Origin of the sequence: Methylobacterium sp., from assembly GCF_019750675.1 — a bacterium.
In the GTDB taxonomy this organism is placed as follows: Bacteria; Pseudomonadota; Alphaproteobacteria; order Rhizobiales; family Beijerinckiaceae; genus Methylobacterium.
On the sequence record NZ_JAIEOF010000405.1, the window covers coordinates 1 to 14793 of the forward strand.

Annotated in this window: 15 protein-coding genes; 9 read left to right on the forward strand and 6 right to left on the reverse strand. The window is 70.9% G+C overall.

Annotated elements, in window-relative coordinates:
• Positions 1-131: 131 nt before the first annotated feature.
• On the reverse strand, positions 132-1988 hold the full coding sequence (locus tag K2X24_RS21280; protein ID WP_292500854.1) for a cation:proton antiporter: 1857 nt from the start codon (positions 1986-1988) through the stop codon (positions 132-134).
• A 260-nt stretch (positions 1989-2248) separates the two neighbouring features.
• Between K2X24_RS21280 and K2X24_RS21285 the strand changes: the two genes are divergently transcribed.
• The 8 genes from K2X24_RS21285 to K2X24_RS21320 all read left to right on the forward strand — a co-directional run bounded on the left by K2X24_RS21285 (position 2249) and on the right by K2X24_RS21320 (position 10720).
• A complete protein-coding gene (locus K2X24_RS21285; RefSeq protein WP_292500856.1) occupies positions 2249-3502 on the forward strand; it encodes an ATPase in 1254 nt (417 codons plus the stop codon).
• Positions 3499-4149 (forward strand): hypothetical protein, encoded by a 651-nt coding sequence (locus K2X24_RS21290; RefSeq protein ID WP_292500858.1) that lies wholly within the window; start codon positions 3499-3501, stop codon positions 4147-4149. Before K2X24_RS21285 ends, K2X24_RS21290 begins: the two co-directional genes overlap by 4 nt.
• Before the next feature lie 111 nt (positions 4150-4260).
• Positions 4261-5112 carry a MoxR family ATPase gene (locus tag K2X24_RS21295; protein WP_292500860.1) on the forward strand — a complete coding sequence of 284 codons (852 nt, stop codon included), beginning with the start codon at positions 4261-4263 and terminating at the stop codon, positions 5110-5112.
• Positions 5113-5196: 84 nt separating this feature from the next.
• A complete protein-coding gene (locus K2X24_RS21300) occupies positions 5197-6177 on the forward strand; it encodes an aldo/keto reductase (RefSeq protein ID WP_292500862.1) in 981 nt (326 codons plus the stop codon).
• 43 nt (positions 6178-6220) lie between these two features.
• A complete protein-coding gene (locus tag K2X24_RS21305; protein WP_292500864.1) occupies positions 6221-6754 on the forward strand; it encodes a histidine phosphatase family protein in 534 nt (177 codons plus the stop codon).
• 101 nt (positions 6755-6855) lie between these two features.
• On the forward strand, positions 6856-8088 hold the full coding sequence (locus K2X24_RS21310; protein WP_292500866.1) for a hypothetical protein: 1233 nt from the start codon (positions 6856-6858) through the stop codon (positions 8086-8088).
• A 138-nt stretch (positions 8089-8226) separates the two neighbouring features.
• Complete coding sequence (locus tag K2X24_RS21315; protein WP_292500869.1) at positions 8227-9666, forward strand: YcjX family protein; 1440 nt, start codon at positions 8227-8229, stop codon at positions 9664-9666.
• Between the two features lie 22 nt (positions 9667-9688).
• Entirely contained in the window at positions 9689-10720 is a 1032-nt protein-coding gene (locus tag K2X24_RS21320) for a YcjF family protein (protein ID WP_292500872.1), read from the forward strand.
• Positions 10721-10738: 18 nt separating this feature from the next.
• Here the strand turns inward: K2X24_RS21320 and K2X24_RS21325 are convergent, their stop codons facing one another.
• From K2X24_RS21325 to K2X24_RS21345, 5 genes are all read right to left on the reverse strand, one after another.
• Positions 10739-11290 (reverse strand): alpha/beta hydrolase, encoded by a 552-nt coding sequence (locus K2X24_RS21325; protein WP_292500874.1) that lies wholly within the window; start codon positions 11288-11290, stop codon positions 10739-10741.
• A gap of 157 nt (positions 11291-11447) precedes the next feature.
• Positions 11448-12197: a hypothetical protein gene (locus tag K2X24_RS21330; protein ID WP_292500876.1), complete on the reverse strand. Its 750-nt coding sequence runs from the start codon at positions 12195-12197 to the stop codon at positions 11448-11450.
• A gap of 64 nt (positions 12198-12261) precedes the next feature.
• Positions 12262-12654 (reverse strand): DUF3618 domain-containing protein, encoded by a 393-nt coding sequence (locus K2X24_RS21335; protein WP_292500878.1) that lies wholly within the window; start codon positions 12652-12654, stop codon positions 12262-12264.
• On the reverse strand, positions 12651-13046 hold the full coding sequence (locus K2X24_RS21340; protein ID WP_292500879.1) for a phage holin family protein: 396 nt from the start codon (positions 13044-13046) through the stop codon (positions 12651-12653). The genes K2X24_RS21335 and K2X24_RS21340 overlap by 4 nt, the downstream gene beginning before the upstream one ends.
• Positions 13047-13059: 13 nt before the next feature.
• Entirely contained in the window at positions 13060-13536 is a 477-nt protein-coding gene (locus tag K2X24_RS21345; RefSeq protein WP_292500880.1) for a hypothetical protein, read from the reverse strand.
• A gap of 388 nt (positions 13537-13924) precedes the next feature.
• On the opposite strand from K2X24_RS21345, the gene K2X24_RS21350 reads away from it, so the two are divergent.
• Positions 13925-14793: trehalose-6-phosphate synthase (locus K2X24_RS21350; RefSeq protein WP_292500881.1), on the forward strand; the 869-nt coding region annotated here is incomplete at its 3' end.

Here is a 14793-nt window from a genome sequence, read left to right on the forward strand (position 1 = left end):
CCGTGCCCGGCAAGGCGACCGTGCCCGGCAAGGCGTCCATGCACGGTGCGGTGCCGAAACCCGTCATGCCCGCGCGGGGACAAGGGCGCCTGCTCTGATCCGCCGACCCGGGGGCGGACGCCTTCCCCCGTTCAGGCGCTCTTGATTGCCGGCTTGGCGTCGTCCTTGGAGGCGATCTCGCGCCCTTCCGTGGCCTTGGCCTCCGTTCCCTTGCCCACCGTGCGGCGGGCCCGGAAGGCGGGGCGGACCTCGGTCTCCTTCCGGCGCAGCATCGCCCGGTACTCGTCCCGGCGCTCGTGGATCGACGCGATCACGAGGCCCATCGGAACGCCGACATCCACCAGGACGGCCTCCGAGAGCTGGAGCGACGCCTCGATGGTTTCCGGTACGGCGTCGTCGACGCCCATCTCGTAGAGCGCGGAGGCGTGCCGGGCATCGCGGGCGCGGGCCACGATGGTGATGTCGCGCCGCTCGGCCCGCGCCGCCTCCACAACGGCCTCGACGGCGCGCGGCGTGTCGAGGGTCACCACGAGGGCGCGCGCGTTGGCGATGTCGCAGCGCCGCAGCAGTTCCGGATTGGCCGAGTCCCCGAAATAGACCGGATTGCCGAGGCGCCGATGCTCGGAGACGCGGGCCGCGTCGGCATCGAGGGCGAGGTAGGGGATCTTGTGGCGCGCCAGCATCTCGCCCACGAGCCGCCCGACCCGGCCGTAGCCCGCGATGATGACGCGATTCTGCTGCCGGTCGGGGATAGGCTCGGCGCGGGCGCGTCCGAGCTGCTTCGCGGACAGGCGCCGGCCCAGGCGCCGGGCGAGCACCGCGAGGGCGGGGATCGCGATCATCGTGACGGTGGTGACGATGAGGGCGGCTTGGCCCACCTCTTCCGGCACGAGCCCGCCCGCGAGCGCTCCGCCGATGAGCACGAAGGCGAACTCACCGCCAGGGCCCAGCAACAGGGCCGCCTCGACCGCCACCGCCTTCGAGAGCCGCATGACGCGCGCGGCCACGAAGATCACCGCGCCCTTGATCAGCATCAGGGCGAGGGCGAGGCCGAGCACGGCCCCGGGGGCCGACATCAGGTGCGCCGGATCGAGGTTCATGCCGACCGAGACGAAGAACACCCCGAGCAGCAGGCCCTTGAACGGGTCGATCGTGGCCTCGATCGCGCGGCGATACTCGGTCTCGGCGAGCAGGAGCCCGGCGACGAATGCCCCGAGGGTCATCGAGAGCCCGGCGGCGGCGGCCGTGACCGAGGTGCCGATGATGACGAGGAGGCAGGCCGCCATGAAGAGCTCGGGCGAACGCGTGCGGGCGACGAGCTGGAACAGCGGCCGCAGGGCGAGGCGGCCCACCACCACGATGACGACGACGGCCACCACCGCCTGGCCCAGGGCGAGCGCGAGGGCGGCGCCCATGTTGCCGCCGTCGTTGCGCCCCAGCACCGCGATGGCGAAGAGCACGGGCGCCACCGCGAGGTCCTGGAACAGCAGGACCGCGAAGCTGGCGCGGCCGGCCGGCGTGTTCAGCCGCTTCTGGTCGGCCAGCACCGGCAGCACGATCGCGGTCGAGGACAGCGCGAGGCCGAGGCCGACGATGATGGCGGCGGCCATCGGCACCGAGAGGACCATCAGGATGCCGCCGATGATCGCCGAGGAGGCCAGCACCTGGATCGAGCCGAGGCCGAAGACGAGGCGGCGCAGGGTGCGCAGGCGCTCCCAGGACAGCTCGACCCCGATCATGAACATGAGGAAGATCACGCCGAACTCGGCCAGGTGCGCGATCTCGGCCCGGTTCGCGATGGTGAAGGTGGAGACCCAGTGGTGCGTCTCGGCGAACCGGCCGAGCCCGAACGGCCCCAGCAGGGCGCCCGCGCCGATGAAGCCGAGCACCGGCGAGATGCGCAGGCGATGGAACAGCGGCACCACCACGCCAGCGGTGACCAGGAACAGGATCGCTTCCTTGTAGGAGCCGGCGTGAAGGTCGTTCATCGGTGCGTGGCGTCTCCTGGAGCCGGATCGCGGGGGCCTGCCTCGCCGCGTTCCTCGTCCGGACCATGGGCGCGGGCGGCGCCCCCGCGCAACCACGCAGACACATCGGACGGGGAAAATCGCCGGCTGCGACCTTTGTGTGGGGACGCCGTGCTGGCCAGCACGGCCGATGCGGCGCAAAAACGGCACAATACGCGCATAAGCGATCCCTTAACGGACGGTTAAGCGCGCTTCATCGCGTATCGAGACACGAGTGCCCCATGCCCAAGACGCCCCCCAACCGGGACGTGCAGCGAGAAGCCCGCGAATGGCGCCGGGAATCCGACCGCTGGACCCATGAACGTCACGTCGAGAAGGGCTACCGCATCAAGTGGGGCTACGTGGGCATCGCCTACTTGGTCGAGTTCATGGTCATCGGCGCCTCGCTCTGGGGCGCCTGGCTGTTCGCCGGGGTCTACAGCGACGGCGACGACAAGGCGTTCTACTTCATGCTGCTCGCGCCGCTGGTCTACGCGGCGGTGGAGCTCTGCCGCGTACCGCTCGGCATCCTGGCCCGGACGCAGCGCTCCTACTTCATCCGCATGCTGGCGATCGTCGGCATCGTGTTCGCGGCCGGCGTCACCACGAAATCCGTCTCGCAGCTCGGCGAGATGATGTTCCATCCCCGTCTGATGGATGCCGCCAAGGCCAAGACCGCCCTGAAGGACGCGCAGGCCGACCGTGCCACCATCGACAACCGCATCGCTGCGGCCGACGCCCGGGTCGCCCAGTACACGACCGAACTCGACCAGATCGAGAAGCGTTCGGCCGAGAACGCGAGCCAGCTCGCCGGCCTGCCGCCGCAGCGCTGCGAGCGCGTCTATGGCACCAACAGCCGGGGCCAGCGCTATTCCAACATGAAGTGCGTGACCGACCCGCGCACCGCGACGCTGAACGCCAGCGTCGCCAAGGCGGGGACGGACCGGGGCGCCGTGACGAAGCTCCTGGAGGAGGCCCGCAAGGCGCGCGGCGAACTCGACCGGGGGGCCGCCGAGCGCAAGGTCGCGGATGCGGAGCAGACCTATCGCAATTCCGTCAACCGCTCGCAGCTGCACTCCTTCACCGCCATGGTCTACGGCGTCGACCCGATCGACGTGAACGAGGCCCAGGTCCACGCTTTCCTGCGCATCTTCGTGTTCGTGCCGGCCCTCTGCGCCGCCTTCGCCTCGACGATCCTCGCCCTCTGTGCCGTCTCCGTGCGCAAGACCTTCATGGACGAGGACGACCTCGGCGCCACCGTCGACCTCGCCGCCACGCCCTACATGCTCGATTCGATCACCGGCGCCCTGCGCCAGGAGATGGCCCTCAATCAGGTCCGGACCGCGCCGGACGAGGCGGCGCCGATCCCGACCCCGGCCCCGAATCCGGCACAGGCCCCGGTGGTGGCGCCCGCGCCGGCCCCGGCGCCGAGCGGCGCGGTTATCCCGATCGGCCGTCCCCCGGCCCAGACCGCCAGCGCCGGAGGCGGCGCATGAGCATCCACGCGCCGGGTACGCCCGAGAACGTCGTCCTCGCGCAGAACGTCAACGGGCGCCTGCGGGCGGAGGCACGCATCGTCTCCGCGCGGGCCTTCCTGTTCCGTGCCCTCGGAGCGGGCGCCTTCACGCTGCTCGCCGGGATCGGCATCGGGGCCGCCTCCTACGGCTACGCCTACATGAACCAGTTCGATTCGGCGGCCGAGAAGATCGCCGCCGCCATGCAGCGCGCGCTGGCCGACGTCACCCTGAAGACCAAGGGTGAGGTCACCCTCACGGACAACGTGCTCAAGCTGGAGGGCACGGTGCCGAAGGCGGCTTCCGCGCCGACCCCGACCAAGGCGCAGCTCGGCAACGACGCCGCCCCGGCCTCGAAGGCCCCGGTGAACACCACCTTCACGGTGTTCAAGCAGGTGCCCTACATGGACGGCCAGATCGTCACCGGCTGGAACTTCCGGGCGAACGAGGACCAGCCCTTCCAGCAATACTGTTACTTCTCCCGGCGCCAGAACGAACAGAAGGGTCAGGTCGAGATCAAGATCGACCTCGCCATGGACGGCAAGACGCTGCCGCAGCCGCAGAAGTCCGACGTGAACCTCGGGATTCTCGCCTCGAACTGCGTCTGGCACGACGGGAAGACGCTCTGACCGAGGCCGGCCGGGCCTGTCCGCGCAGGACCCGCCCCGGCCGGTGCCTTGCGGGCGCGCAGGGGGCGGCTTAACCCCACAGCCTTCATTCCGAACCCCACGAGCCCCTGCATGCGCTTCACCGGCACCGCCGACTACGTCGCGACCTCAGACCTCACCACGGCCGTGAACGCCGCCATCGTGCTGGAGAGGCCGCTTCTTGTGAAGGGCGAGCCCGGGACCGGCAAGACCGTGCTCGCCGAGGAGATCGCCAAGGGCCTCGGCGCGCCGCTCCTGACCTGGAACGTCAAGTCGACCACCAAGGCGCAGCAGGGCTTGTACGAGTACGACGCGGTCTCGCGCCTGCGCGACAGCCAACTCGGCGACCCGCGCGTGTCGGAGATCGGCCACTACATCCGGCGCGGCAAGCTCTGGGAGGCCTTCACGGCGCCCGAGCGGCCCGTGCTGCTCATCGACGAGATCGACAAGGCCGACATCGAGTTCCCCAACGACCTCCTGACCGAACTCGACCGGATGGAGTTCCACGTCTACGAGACCGGCGAGACGGTGAAGGCCGCGCGGCGCCCCATCGTCATCATCACCTCGAACAACGAGAAGGAACTGCCGGACGCGTTCCTGCGCCGCTGCTTCTTCCACTACATCAAGTTCCCGGACGCCGAGACCCTGAAGGCCATCGTCGAGGTGCATTACCCCGGCATCAAGCACCGTCTCGTCGAGGAGGCCCTGCGGGTCTTCCTGGAGACCCGCGAGGTGCCCGGCCTGAAGAAGAAGCCCTCGACCTCCGAACTCCTCGACTGGCTCAAGCTCCTGGTCTCGGAGGATGTGGCGCCCGAGACCCTGCGCGAGCGCGACGGCCGCAAGCTCATCCCGCCGCTACACGGCGCCCTGCTGAAGAATGAGCAGGATGTGAGCCTCTTCGAGAAGCTCGCCTTCATGATGCGCCGCGAGCAGCGTGGAAGCTGAGGCGGTTCGCCCCTGGCCTCCGCATCCGCGCGGGACCAGATAGGACGGGTCGCCCGCGCATCGTCACTCCGAGCGGATCGTCCGATGATCACGAAGAAACTGGGCCGCACCGGCCTCGACATCTCGCCCCTCTGCCTCGGCTGCATGACCTACGGCGTGCCCGAGCGTGGCCCGCATCCCTGGACCCTGCGCGAGGAGGAGAGCCGCGCGCTGATCCGCCAGGCCCTCGACCTCGGCATCAACTTCTTCGACACGGCCAACGCCTACTCGGACGGGACCAGCGAGGAGATCGTCGGCCGGGCGCTCCGCGACTTTGCGGACCGCGACGCGATCGTTCTGGCGACGAAGTGCTACTTCCCGCTGAAGAGCCAGCCCAATGCCGGCGGCCTCTCGCGCAAGGCCATCTTCGCCTCCATCGACGCCAGCCTGAAGCGCCTCGGCACCGATTACGTCGACCTGTTCCAGATCCACCGATGGGATTACGGCACGCCGATCGAGGTGACCCTGGAAGCGCTGCACGACGTGGTGAAGGCCGGCAAGGCCCGCTACATCGGCGCCTCCTCGATGTTCGCCTGGCAGTTCGCCAAGGCGCTCTTCACCGCCGACCGCCACGGCTGGACCCGGTTCGCGACGATGCAGGACCATTACAACCTGCTCCACCGCGAGGAGGAGCGCGAGATGCTGCCCCTGTGCATCGACCAGGACATCGCCGTGCTTCCCTGGAGCCCCCTGGCGCGGGGGCGCCTGACCCGCGACTGGGAGGTGCGCAGCGCCCGCCAGGACAGCGACGAGGTCGGCCGGCACCTCTACGCCTCCGCCGAGGCCGCCGACCGGGCCATCGTCGGCCAGGTCTCGGCCATCGCCGCCGCGCGGGGCGTGCCGCGCGCCCAGGTCGCCCTGGCCTGGGTGCTGCAGAAGGCGCCCGTCACGGCGCCGATCATCGGTGCCTCGAAGCCCCAGCACCTCACCGACGCCGTCGCGGCCCTCGATCTCGCCCTGACCGCCGACGAGATGCGGGCCCTCGAAGCCCCCTATACCCCGCACCCGGTCGTCGGTTTCGCCTGAGACCGGGCCGCGTGCCCGTCACATCCGCAAGGTTCCGTTCCGTATGCGCCGCCTGATCCTCCTGCGTCACGCCAAGTCCGACCGGCCGCCAGGCGTGAGCGACCTCGACCGCCCCCTGAACGCGCGCGGTCAGCGGGATGCGCCGCGCATGGGCGCCTACCTGGCGGCCGAGGACCTGCGGGCGGATGCGGTCGTGGTCTCGCCGGCCCTGCGCACCCGCCAGACCTGGGAAGGGGTGCAGCCCGCCCTGAACGGTCCCCAGCCCGAGATCGTGTCGTCGATCTACGAGGCCCCCGAGACGGCTCTGCTGGCCGTGGCGCGGGGGGCGCCGAAGGCGGCGGCGAGCCTGCTGATGATCGGCCACAATCCCGGCCTCCAGGACCTCGCGCTGTATCTCGTGGGTGCCGGGGACAAGTCCGGGCGCAAGCGCCTCGGCTACGAATTTCCCACGGCGGCGATTGCGGTCATCGACTTCGAGGCGGACAGCTGGGACGGGTTGAAGGCGGGGAGCGGACGCCTGGAGCGGTTCGTGGCGCCGAAGGATCTCGAGGCGGCCGAGGATCTGGAGACGGAATAGATCCCACCCAACCCGCGTGACGGTCGCGCTCGCCGGACGCGGATTGAACCCTTCGCGGAGCCTGGCCGTTGCATGGGCTTCCGGCAAGCTTCGCAGATCCCGTGCTCCTGACCACGCTCCTCGTTCTCACGTCGCTGCTGCCGCGCCTCGAAGACGGGGTTCGGCGGATCGGGCCGGACATCGCGCAGCTTCGCGCAGGCCTGCCCTCCATGCCGGCGGCGCCCACCCCGTTCCCGGTGTTCCAGCCGGAGGCGCGCGCGGTCTCGAACTGGCGCATCGAGACGGGCGAGAACCTGCGCCCCGCCTCCCTCGCCCTGGTGGCGCGCTACGCGCAGACCGAACCGGGCTTCGTCGCCCGCTGTGTCAAGCTGAACAATTACTGGTGCATCAAGCGGGCGCGCTGGAACGGCGAGCTCGGCGGCGATGCCGAGGGGCATACGGGCTTTGCCACGGCCGCCGACGGCGCCGACGCGGCGGCCCAGCTCCTGCGGCGCTACTACCGGGCCTTGGGCCGACGCACGGCGCTCGCCATCGTCCGGCGCTGGGCCCCTGCGGAATGCAGGGCCGGCGGCACCCCGCTGGCCGCGCGCGGGCCGTCGCCGAAGGTCTCGGCGGATCTCGCGCCGCGGGGGATCGGACGGACCCTGCGGGCCCGGTTCCTCGCCCGAAATCCACGCGGCGGCGTTCCCCGCGCCGCCCTCGCGGCCCGAGGCGGCCCCTTACGCGTCCAGCCCTGGTCGCCCCTGGCCCGGATGGGCGCGCGGCGGCAGCCGGCCCGTGTCGCGAGCGCCGCGCCGAAACCCGCCGCCGTCCCCGCATCCGCTGCGGCGAAGGGCGCCCTGCTGGTGCGGCCCTCGGAACTGCTGGTGAAGCCCTCGACGGTGATCGCCAGTCCGTCGGTGCTCCTCGTCGATCCGGGGGCGGTGCTGGGCAAGGCGGCGCCGGCCTCGAGCGCCGTGCGAACCCGACAGGCGCCGAGCCTCGCCGACCGCTTCGCGGCCGAATCCGCCGCGCTGCCGGCCATCGCCGCCGGTCTTCCGAGCCTGCCGCTCCTCGATCTCAGCGTGCCCGCGCCCCTCTGCGCGAACGATGAGACGCGCATCCGCAACTACGCCGCCCGCATCGCCGGCAGCGTCGGGGCGAAGATGGAGGACGACCTCCGGCTGTTCGACCCCGCGGGTCGTCCGCTCGCCAATCTGGCGCCCGTCATGCGCGCCATGTCGAGCGTCGAACTGGGAAGCCTGCGCGCCGCGCCCGCCCTGGTGGAGGCCGCGATCGCGCGGCTCGACGCCACGACCCTGGCGGCAGGCGGCGCACCGGAGCCGACGCCCTGACCCTTCGCCTGACCCTTCGCCTGACGCTTGCGCCTCGTCGGCGCAGCCTTGCGGTTGCGCTCGACCCGCGCCACTTCAGCGCCACCCGCGCGGCCGGCGTGCCGCGTGCCCCTTCCTCCGCCCGATCGACAGGTTGCCATGAACAGCTTCGCCGCGCGCGCCGGTTCCGCGGTCAAGGCCTTCGCCGAGGCGTCGAGCGACCTCCTGATCCAGCCGACCCTGCGCCTGGGCGTCACCGGCCTCGCCCGCTCGGGCAAGACGGTGTTCACCACCGCGCTGATCCACCACCTCGTGGAGGCGCACGCGCTCCCCGCCTTCGCCCCGGCCCATGAGGGCCGGCTGCGCCGCGCCCGGCTGGTGCCGCAGCCCGACGACGACATCCCGCGCTTCCCCTACGAGGAGCATTACGCGGCCCTGACGGAGCAGCGGCGTTGGCCCCGTTCCACCGACCGGATCAGCCAGTTTCGCCTCGCCATCGAGTACGAGCGCGCCGGGTCCTGGCGCTCCGGTCCCGCCACGCTGATGCTCGACGTGGTGGATTATCCCGGCGAATGGCTCCTCGACCTCGCCCTGATCGACCAGACCTACACGGCCTGGTCGCGGGCCACGATCGCGGGCACGCGGCGCAGCGGGCGCGGCGCCATGGCGGCGCCCTGGCTCGAAACCCTGAAGACCCTCGACCCGCAGGGACCCCTGGACGAGGTGGTGGCCGAGCACGCCAGCACCGCGTTCAAGTCCTACCTGTCGGCTCTGCGGGCGGGCCCGGAATCGGTCGCCACGACGCCGCCCGGCCGCTTCCTGATGCCGGGGGACCTCGCGGGCTCGCCGGCGCTCACCTTCGCGCCCCTCGACAACCTGCCCGAGACCCTGGCGCCGAGCAGCCTCGCCGGGCTGATGGAGCGACGCTTCGAGGCCTACAAGGCGAAGGTGGTGGAGCCGTTCTTCCGGAACCACTTCCAGCGGGTCGACCGGCAGATCGTGCTCGTGGACGTTCTGGCCGCCGTTGACGCCGGACCCGCCGCCCTGGCGGAACTGGAAGAGGCGCTGGATTCGGTTCTTCTCAGCTTCCGGATCGGGCGCAACACCCTGCTGTCGCGCCTGTTCGCGCCGCGGGCCGAGCGCATCCTGTTCGCCGCCACCAAGGCCGACCACCTGCACCAGACCAGCCACGACCGCCTCGACGCGCTCTTGCGCCTGCTGGTCTCGCGGGCGATGCGCCGCACGGAAGCGGCCGGCGCCCGCGTCGGCACCGTGGCGCTCGCCTCCGTGCGGGCGACGCGCGAGACCACGATTCACGACGGCGACGCGATCCTGCGCGCGGTCTCGGGGACGCCCGAGGCGGGCGAGAGCGTCGGCGACGAGGTCTTCGACGGACTGAGCGAGGCCGCGATCTTCCCCGGCGAGCTGCCGCCGCGTCCTGAGGCGGTGCTGGAGGGCGCCGTGCCGGCGGGGTCCTTGCGCTTCCCGCGCTTCCGTCCGCCCGTGGTGAAGCCCGATGCGCTCGGCCGCCCCGGCGACCTTCCGCAGATCCGCCTCGACCGCGCCATGCAGTTCCTCATCGGCGACAAGCTCGCCTGATGTCCGAGAGGAAGTTCTCGCCATGAGTTCGACCAACCGCCCGCGCGCCTTCCGCATCCCGTCCGCGACACCGCCCGAGGCCGGCGACGGCGTGGTGCCGCCGCCCGCTCCCCCCTCGCAGGTCCGAATCGTCGAAGAACCCTTCGAGATCGTCGAGGCCGCCGACGGGGTCGCGGTGCCGGTGGCGCCGAAGAGCCGTGCGCCCTGGCTCAGCCTGCTCCTGGTCGCCCTCGGCGGGCTTGTCTCCCTCGGGGTCGGGCTCTCCGTCGAGCGCCTGATCTCCGACCTGTTCAGCGCCGCCCCCTGGCTGGGCGCCGTCGCCCTGGTGCTGCTGGCGATCGCGGCGGTGGCGTTCCTGGCGATTCTTGCCCGCGAACTCTCCGGGATCTGGCGGGAGCGCCAGATCGAGCGGGTGCGGGCGAAGGCCGTGGAGGCCATCGCCACCCGCGACCATTCCTCGGCGCAGGGGGTGGTGCGCGACCTGACCGCCCTCTACGCCGACCGCGCGGCGCTGAGCGGTGGCCGGGCTCGCCTCGACACCCTCGGCGACGCCATCCTGGACGTCGACGACCGCATCGGGCTCGCCGAGCACGAATTGCTCGCGCCCCTCGACCGGCAGGCCCGCAACGCCATCGCGTCGGCGGCCAAGCAGGTTTCGGCGGTGACCGCCTTGAGCCCGCGCGCGATCGTGGACGTGGCCTTCGTGGTGTTCGCGGCCGTGCGGCTCCTGCGCCGGATCGCCACGATCTACGGGGGGCGGCCGGGCTTTCTCGGCTTCCTGCGTCTTGCTCGTTCGGCCTTCGCGCACCTCACCGTGACCGGCGGCATGGCGGTGGGCGAGAGCATGATTCAGCAGGTGCTGGGGCTCGGCATCGCCGCGCGGGTCTCCGCCAAACTCGGGGAGGGCGTTCTGAACGGCCTGATGACGGCCCGTTTCGGCCTCGCCGCGATGGCGGTGTGCCGCCCGCTGCCCTTCGTGCGCGAGGCGCCGCCGCGCCTGACGGATGTCGCCGGCGAACTCCTCAAGCCTCTGGAAGCGGACCCGAAGGCCTGAACCCGGGCCGAGCCGGGATCAGAGCGTCTTCATGAAGCCGGCGAGGCGCATCAGGCCCTCCGGCCAGGGGCCGTGGCCGCTGGCCACGTTGATGTGTCCGGATTCGCCGGCGTCCACCACCACGGCGCCCCAGGCATGGGCGAAATCCTCCGCCCGCTCGTAGCTGCAATAGGGATCGTTGCGACTGGCGACGACCAGGGCCGGGAAGGGCAGGGGATCGCGCGGGACCGGCGCGAAGGCCGTGACGCTGGCGGGCAGGTTCGGCGTCGTCTCGACGTCGGGGAAGGCCACCAGCAGGGCGCCGCGCACGATGCCGGCGGGCAGGCGCGGCGCCGCCTGAACGGCCGCCACCACACCGAGGCTGTGGGCGATGAGCACGACCGGGCGGGTCGCCGCCGCCACCGCCGCCACGATGCGATCCTGCCAGGAGGCCGCGTCGGGGACATGCCAATCGTCCTGTTGGACGATCCGCCCGGTGGACAGGCGCTCGGCCCATCGGGCCTGCCAGTGTTCGTCCTCCGACCCGGCATAGCCCGGGAGGATGAGGATCTCGCAATCGGCAATCTTCATGCGATCTCCGATAACGGCTCGCTCCCGCAGCGTCGAGGGGGCGGCCGGGCACCATCCTGGCGAATGAAGAGGAGGGCGGCACCGCGCGGTACCGCCCTCCCGAATGCTATCCCGATGGGGTCTTGCCCGATGAGTCCTTGCCCGATGTGTCTGAGCCTCAGTGCGTCCTGGGTGCCGACGCATCCGCCTGTGCGGTGGCGTGCGGCGTGTCCGAGCCCGTGGCCCGCTGCACGACCGCGTTCAGGTTGTCGGGATCGAGGGCGCTCGCCACGAACTCGCGCCCGCGATGCGTGACGTCCCGAGCGTACCGGATACCCTGGTCGCGGACCTCGTCGGCCCAGGGACCGACATTCTGGTCCTCGGTGCGGGTGCGCGGCAGCAGGGCACCGATGAGGAGGCCGGCGGCGAGGCCGACCACACCGACGAGGAGCGGATGCTCGGTGACGAAATCCTCGACCGCAGAGCGGCTTTCCTGAATGCGGGCGCTGCCGCGCTCGCCGAGTTCACCGATGCGGCGCCGGCTGGTGTCGTGGGTGTCGGAGACCCAGGCGCGGGCGTCGTCATAGGCGTCCGAGGCACGCTCCCGCAGGTCCTCGACGGTGTCGGTGACGCGGTCACGGATATCGTGGGCGGTCGCGCTCGCGCGCTCCTTCAGGTCGTTCGCCGCGTCGGCCGCGCGGGACTGCGCCTCGCCGGCCTGGGACCGCAGGGCGTCGGCGGTGGAACCCTCGGCTTGGATGGTGTGGGTCTGCGTGCCTGCGCCGTGGGTCGAGGCCGTGTAGGTGCCGGGGGACGGCACGTCGTGCAGCGAACCCTCGACCTGATGGCCGCGCGGCATGCCGGCGGCGAGGGCGATGTCCTCGGGCAGGGAGCGACGCTCGTCGCCCGGCTTCTGGGTGGAACTCATGGAACACTCCTGGTGGTCGGCTGGGGTCTCTGCGAGACCGGATCGCGAGGGGGTCGGACGAAGCTCAGATCTGCGTCTCCGGCGACAGCGTTTTGGCGGGATGCTGGGTCGGGCGGTCGGGGTCGTAGACGCGGTCGGCGCCGGTCTTGGTCACCGGCAGACCGTCGACGGCGAGCCGGGCACGGCGGGCGACCGCGGGACCCTTAGCGTCCGACGACATTCGGTGGATCAACCAACCCACACCGGCCGCGATGAGCAGCACCGGAACCGGGTTGCGCCGCACCGCCTCGAGGGCGCCGTCATACGCCCCGCTGAGGGGCGTGCGGCGGGCATTCCCGAGCATCTCGTCGACGATGCTGGAGACCGAGAGCCGCTCCTGGATCTGGTCGATCGTCTGGTCGAGGCGGGCGCGGCTCGCCTCGATGTCCTTCTCAAGTTCGTTCAACGACTCGGTCATCCCGACACCCTCTCCGACAGCGTGCGCGCATCCTGGCGGACCTGGCGGGTGGTCCGCACCGGAGCCAGGGTGGACAGCGACATGGCATTCCGGCCGATCAGCGCCAGGGCCACCGCCACCACGAGGAGGACGCCGCCCACGATCAGGGCCGCGAGGGCCTCGGAGTGAACCACCGTGGCGAGCCACTTCACCAGGGCGTCCACGAGGACGAAGAGCGCGACGACGCCGAACACGGCGGCGCCGACGAGGAGGGCGAGCCCGATGAACAGGGCCCGCACGTTGCTCGTCATCTCGTTGCGGAAGAGGGCGATCTCCTTCCGCGCGAGTTCATTGGTTTCCCGCAGGGCGTCGCCGATCAGGCCCTGGATGCTGGATTGCGGACCGGTGGTCATGGTTGGCCGGGCCTCAGAGACGGTGGTCGGAATAGGGTTCGGTGACCGGGGCGACGCTGGTCGACTTGATGAAGCGCGCCACCACGAAGCCGGTGAGGAAGGTCGCCACCGCCACCGCGACCGGCGCCTTGCGGGCGAAGGTCTCGGCATCCTCGTAGAACTCCGAAAAGCTGCGCTGCTCGATCGAGGTGCCGAGATGCTCAAGGCCGTCGGCGGCACTGTCGAAGAACGCGCGGATGTTCGGCTGCGCCTCGAAGGTCTTGCTCGACTCGCGTACGGACTTGGCCAGATCGCTGACCGAGCGGGCGGCGTCGCCCTTGCGCTGGTCGACATAGTCGGTGGCGTGGGCACGTGCCGCATCGACGAAGCTCCGGCCGCGCTCGGCCGCCACGTCCGCGATCCCTTCGACGTCGCCGCGCAAGGCCTTCCAGTCCGCCGTCGGGTTCGCCGGCTCCGCGCCCGTGGGGCCTGGGGATTGAGATGCGGTCACGGTGATACTCCTTGGAACGGATAGAGAAACGCAGGGTGTTGCGACGTTTCAACATCTGCGGGAGAGGCGGGGTTCCGCTTGGTTCGAACCCACTTGCGAGGGGCTCGGGCGGCCCCAGCCGCGTACGTCGGGAACCCGACGCGGATCGGATGCTTCCGGCCGCCGGCGGGATCGTCGAACCGTCTGGAATCGTGTGACGTCAAGGTCCGGCATGGCCCAGAATGGGACTCTTTGCCGTGAACCGCGAACTTTCAGGCCTTGACCCGGGTGGGCCGAACGCGCTTGGCTGCGCGGACGGATCGCGCTCGGCTTCCGCGCGTTCACCCAATGTATCAGTCATGCCGCGCGCAATTCCCGCGCTCGGCCCATGCGGACCGGAGCCGGCTTCGTGGCACGTCTCGTCATCGTATCGAACCGCGTCGCAATCCCCGAGGAAGGGGGCAAGGCCGTGGCGGCGGGTGGGCTCGCCGTGGCCGTGAAGGAGGCGTTCACCGCCTATGAGGGGCTCTGGTTCGGCTGGAGCGGGAACGTGGTCGAGGACCCCTCGACCGAGCCGAAACTGATCGATCGCGGCCGCGTCAGTTACGCGGTGGTCGATCTGTCACCCCAGGACCACCGGGAATATTACAGCGGCTTCGCCAACCGCGCGCTGTGGCCGATCATGCACTACCGGCTCGGCCTCGGGGCCTTTTCGCGCTCCGATTATGCCGGGTACCAGCGGGTCAACCGTATCTTCGCCCGGGCGCTCGCCAACCTCGTCGAGCCCGACGACATCATCTGGGTGCACGACTACCACCTGCTGCCCCTGGCCTCGGAGTTGCGCGGCCTCGGAATCGCGAACCCGATCGGCTACTTCCACCACATCCCGTGGCCAGCGGCCGACGTGTTCAACACGCTTCCCGCCAGCGGCGACCTCCTGCGCGGCATCGCCGATTACGACCTCATCGGCCTGCAGACCGATCCGGACGTGCACAACCTCACCCGCAACCTCATCGACGAGCTGCGGGCGATCCCGCTGGGCGGCGGCTCCCTGATGGTGGACGGGCGCCGCACCCGCATCCGGAGCTTTCCCATCGGCATCGATGTGGCGGGCTTCAAGGAAGCGGCGGAGAATGCCGGCTCCAACCGGACCGTCCGCGAGACGATGGCGGGCCTGCGCACGCGCAAGCTTCTCATCGGCGTCGACCGCCTCGACTATTCCAAGGGCGTGCCCGAGCGCATGGAGGCGGTGGAGCGCTTCTTCGCCTCGAACCCCGA

What these genes read in the sequence shown, in the direction of transcription:
- K2X24_RS21280 (WP_292500854.1), bottom strand. Translation starts at nt 1,988, where the DNA reads ATGAACGACCTTCACGCCGGCTCCTACAAGGAAGCGATCCTGTTCCTG.
- K2X24_RS21285 (WP_292500856.1), top strand. Translation starts at nt 2,249, where the DNA reads ATGCCCAAGACGCCCCCCAACCGGGACGTGCAGCGAGAAGCCCGCGAA.
- K2X24_RS21290 (WP_292500858.1), top strand. Translation starts at nt 3,499, where the DNA reads ATGAGCATCCACGCGCCGGGTACGCCCGAGAACGTCGTCCTCGCGCAG.
- K2X24_RS21295 (WP_292500860.1), top strand. Translation starts at nt 4,261, where the DNA reads ATGCGCTTCACCGGCACCGCCGACTACGTCGCGACCTCAGACCTCACC.
- K2X24_RS21300 (WP_292500862.1), top strand. Translation starts at nt 5,197, where the DNA reads ATGATCACGAAGAAACTGGGCCGCACCGGCCTCGACATCTCGCCCCTC.
- K2X24_RS21305 (WP_292500864.1), top strand. Translation starts at nt 6,221, where the DNA reads ATGCGCCGCCTGATCCTCCTGCGTCACGCCAAGTCCGACCGGCCGCCA.
- K2X24_RS21315 (WP_292500869.1), top strand. Translation starts at nt 8,227, where the DNA reads ATGAACAGCTTCGCCGCGCGCGCCGGTTCCGCGGTCAAGGCCTTCGCC.
- K2X24_RS21320 (WP_292500872.1), top strand. Translation starts at nt 9,689, where the DNA reads ATGAGTTCGACCAACCGCCCGCGCGCCTTCCGCATCCCGTCCGCGACA.
- K2X24_RS21325 (WP_292500874.1), bottom strand. Translation starts at nt 11,290, where the DNA reads ATGAAGATTGCCGATTGCGAGATCCTCATCCTCCCGGGCTATGCCGGG.
- K2X24_RS21330 (WP_292500876.1), bottom strand. Translation starts at nt 12,197, where the DNA reads ATGAGTTCCACCCAGAAGCCGGGCGACGAGCGTCGCTCCCTGCCCGAG.
- K2X24_RS21335 (WP_292500878.1), bottom strand. Translation starts at nt 12,654, where the DNA reads ATGACCGAGTCGTTGAACGAACTTGAGAAGGACATCGAGGCGAGCCGC.
- K2X24_RS21340 (WP_292500879.1), bottom strand. Translation starts at nt 13,046, where the DNA reads ATGACCACCGGTCCGCAATCCAGCATCCAGGGCCTGATCGGCGACGCC.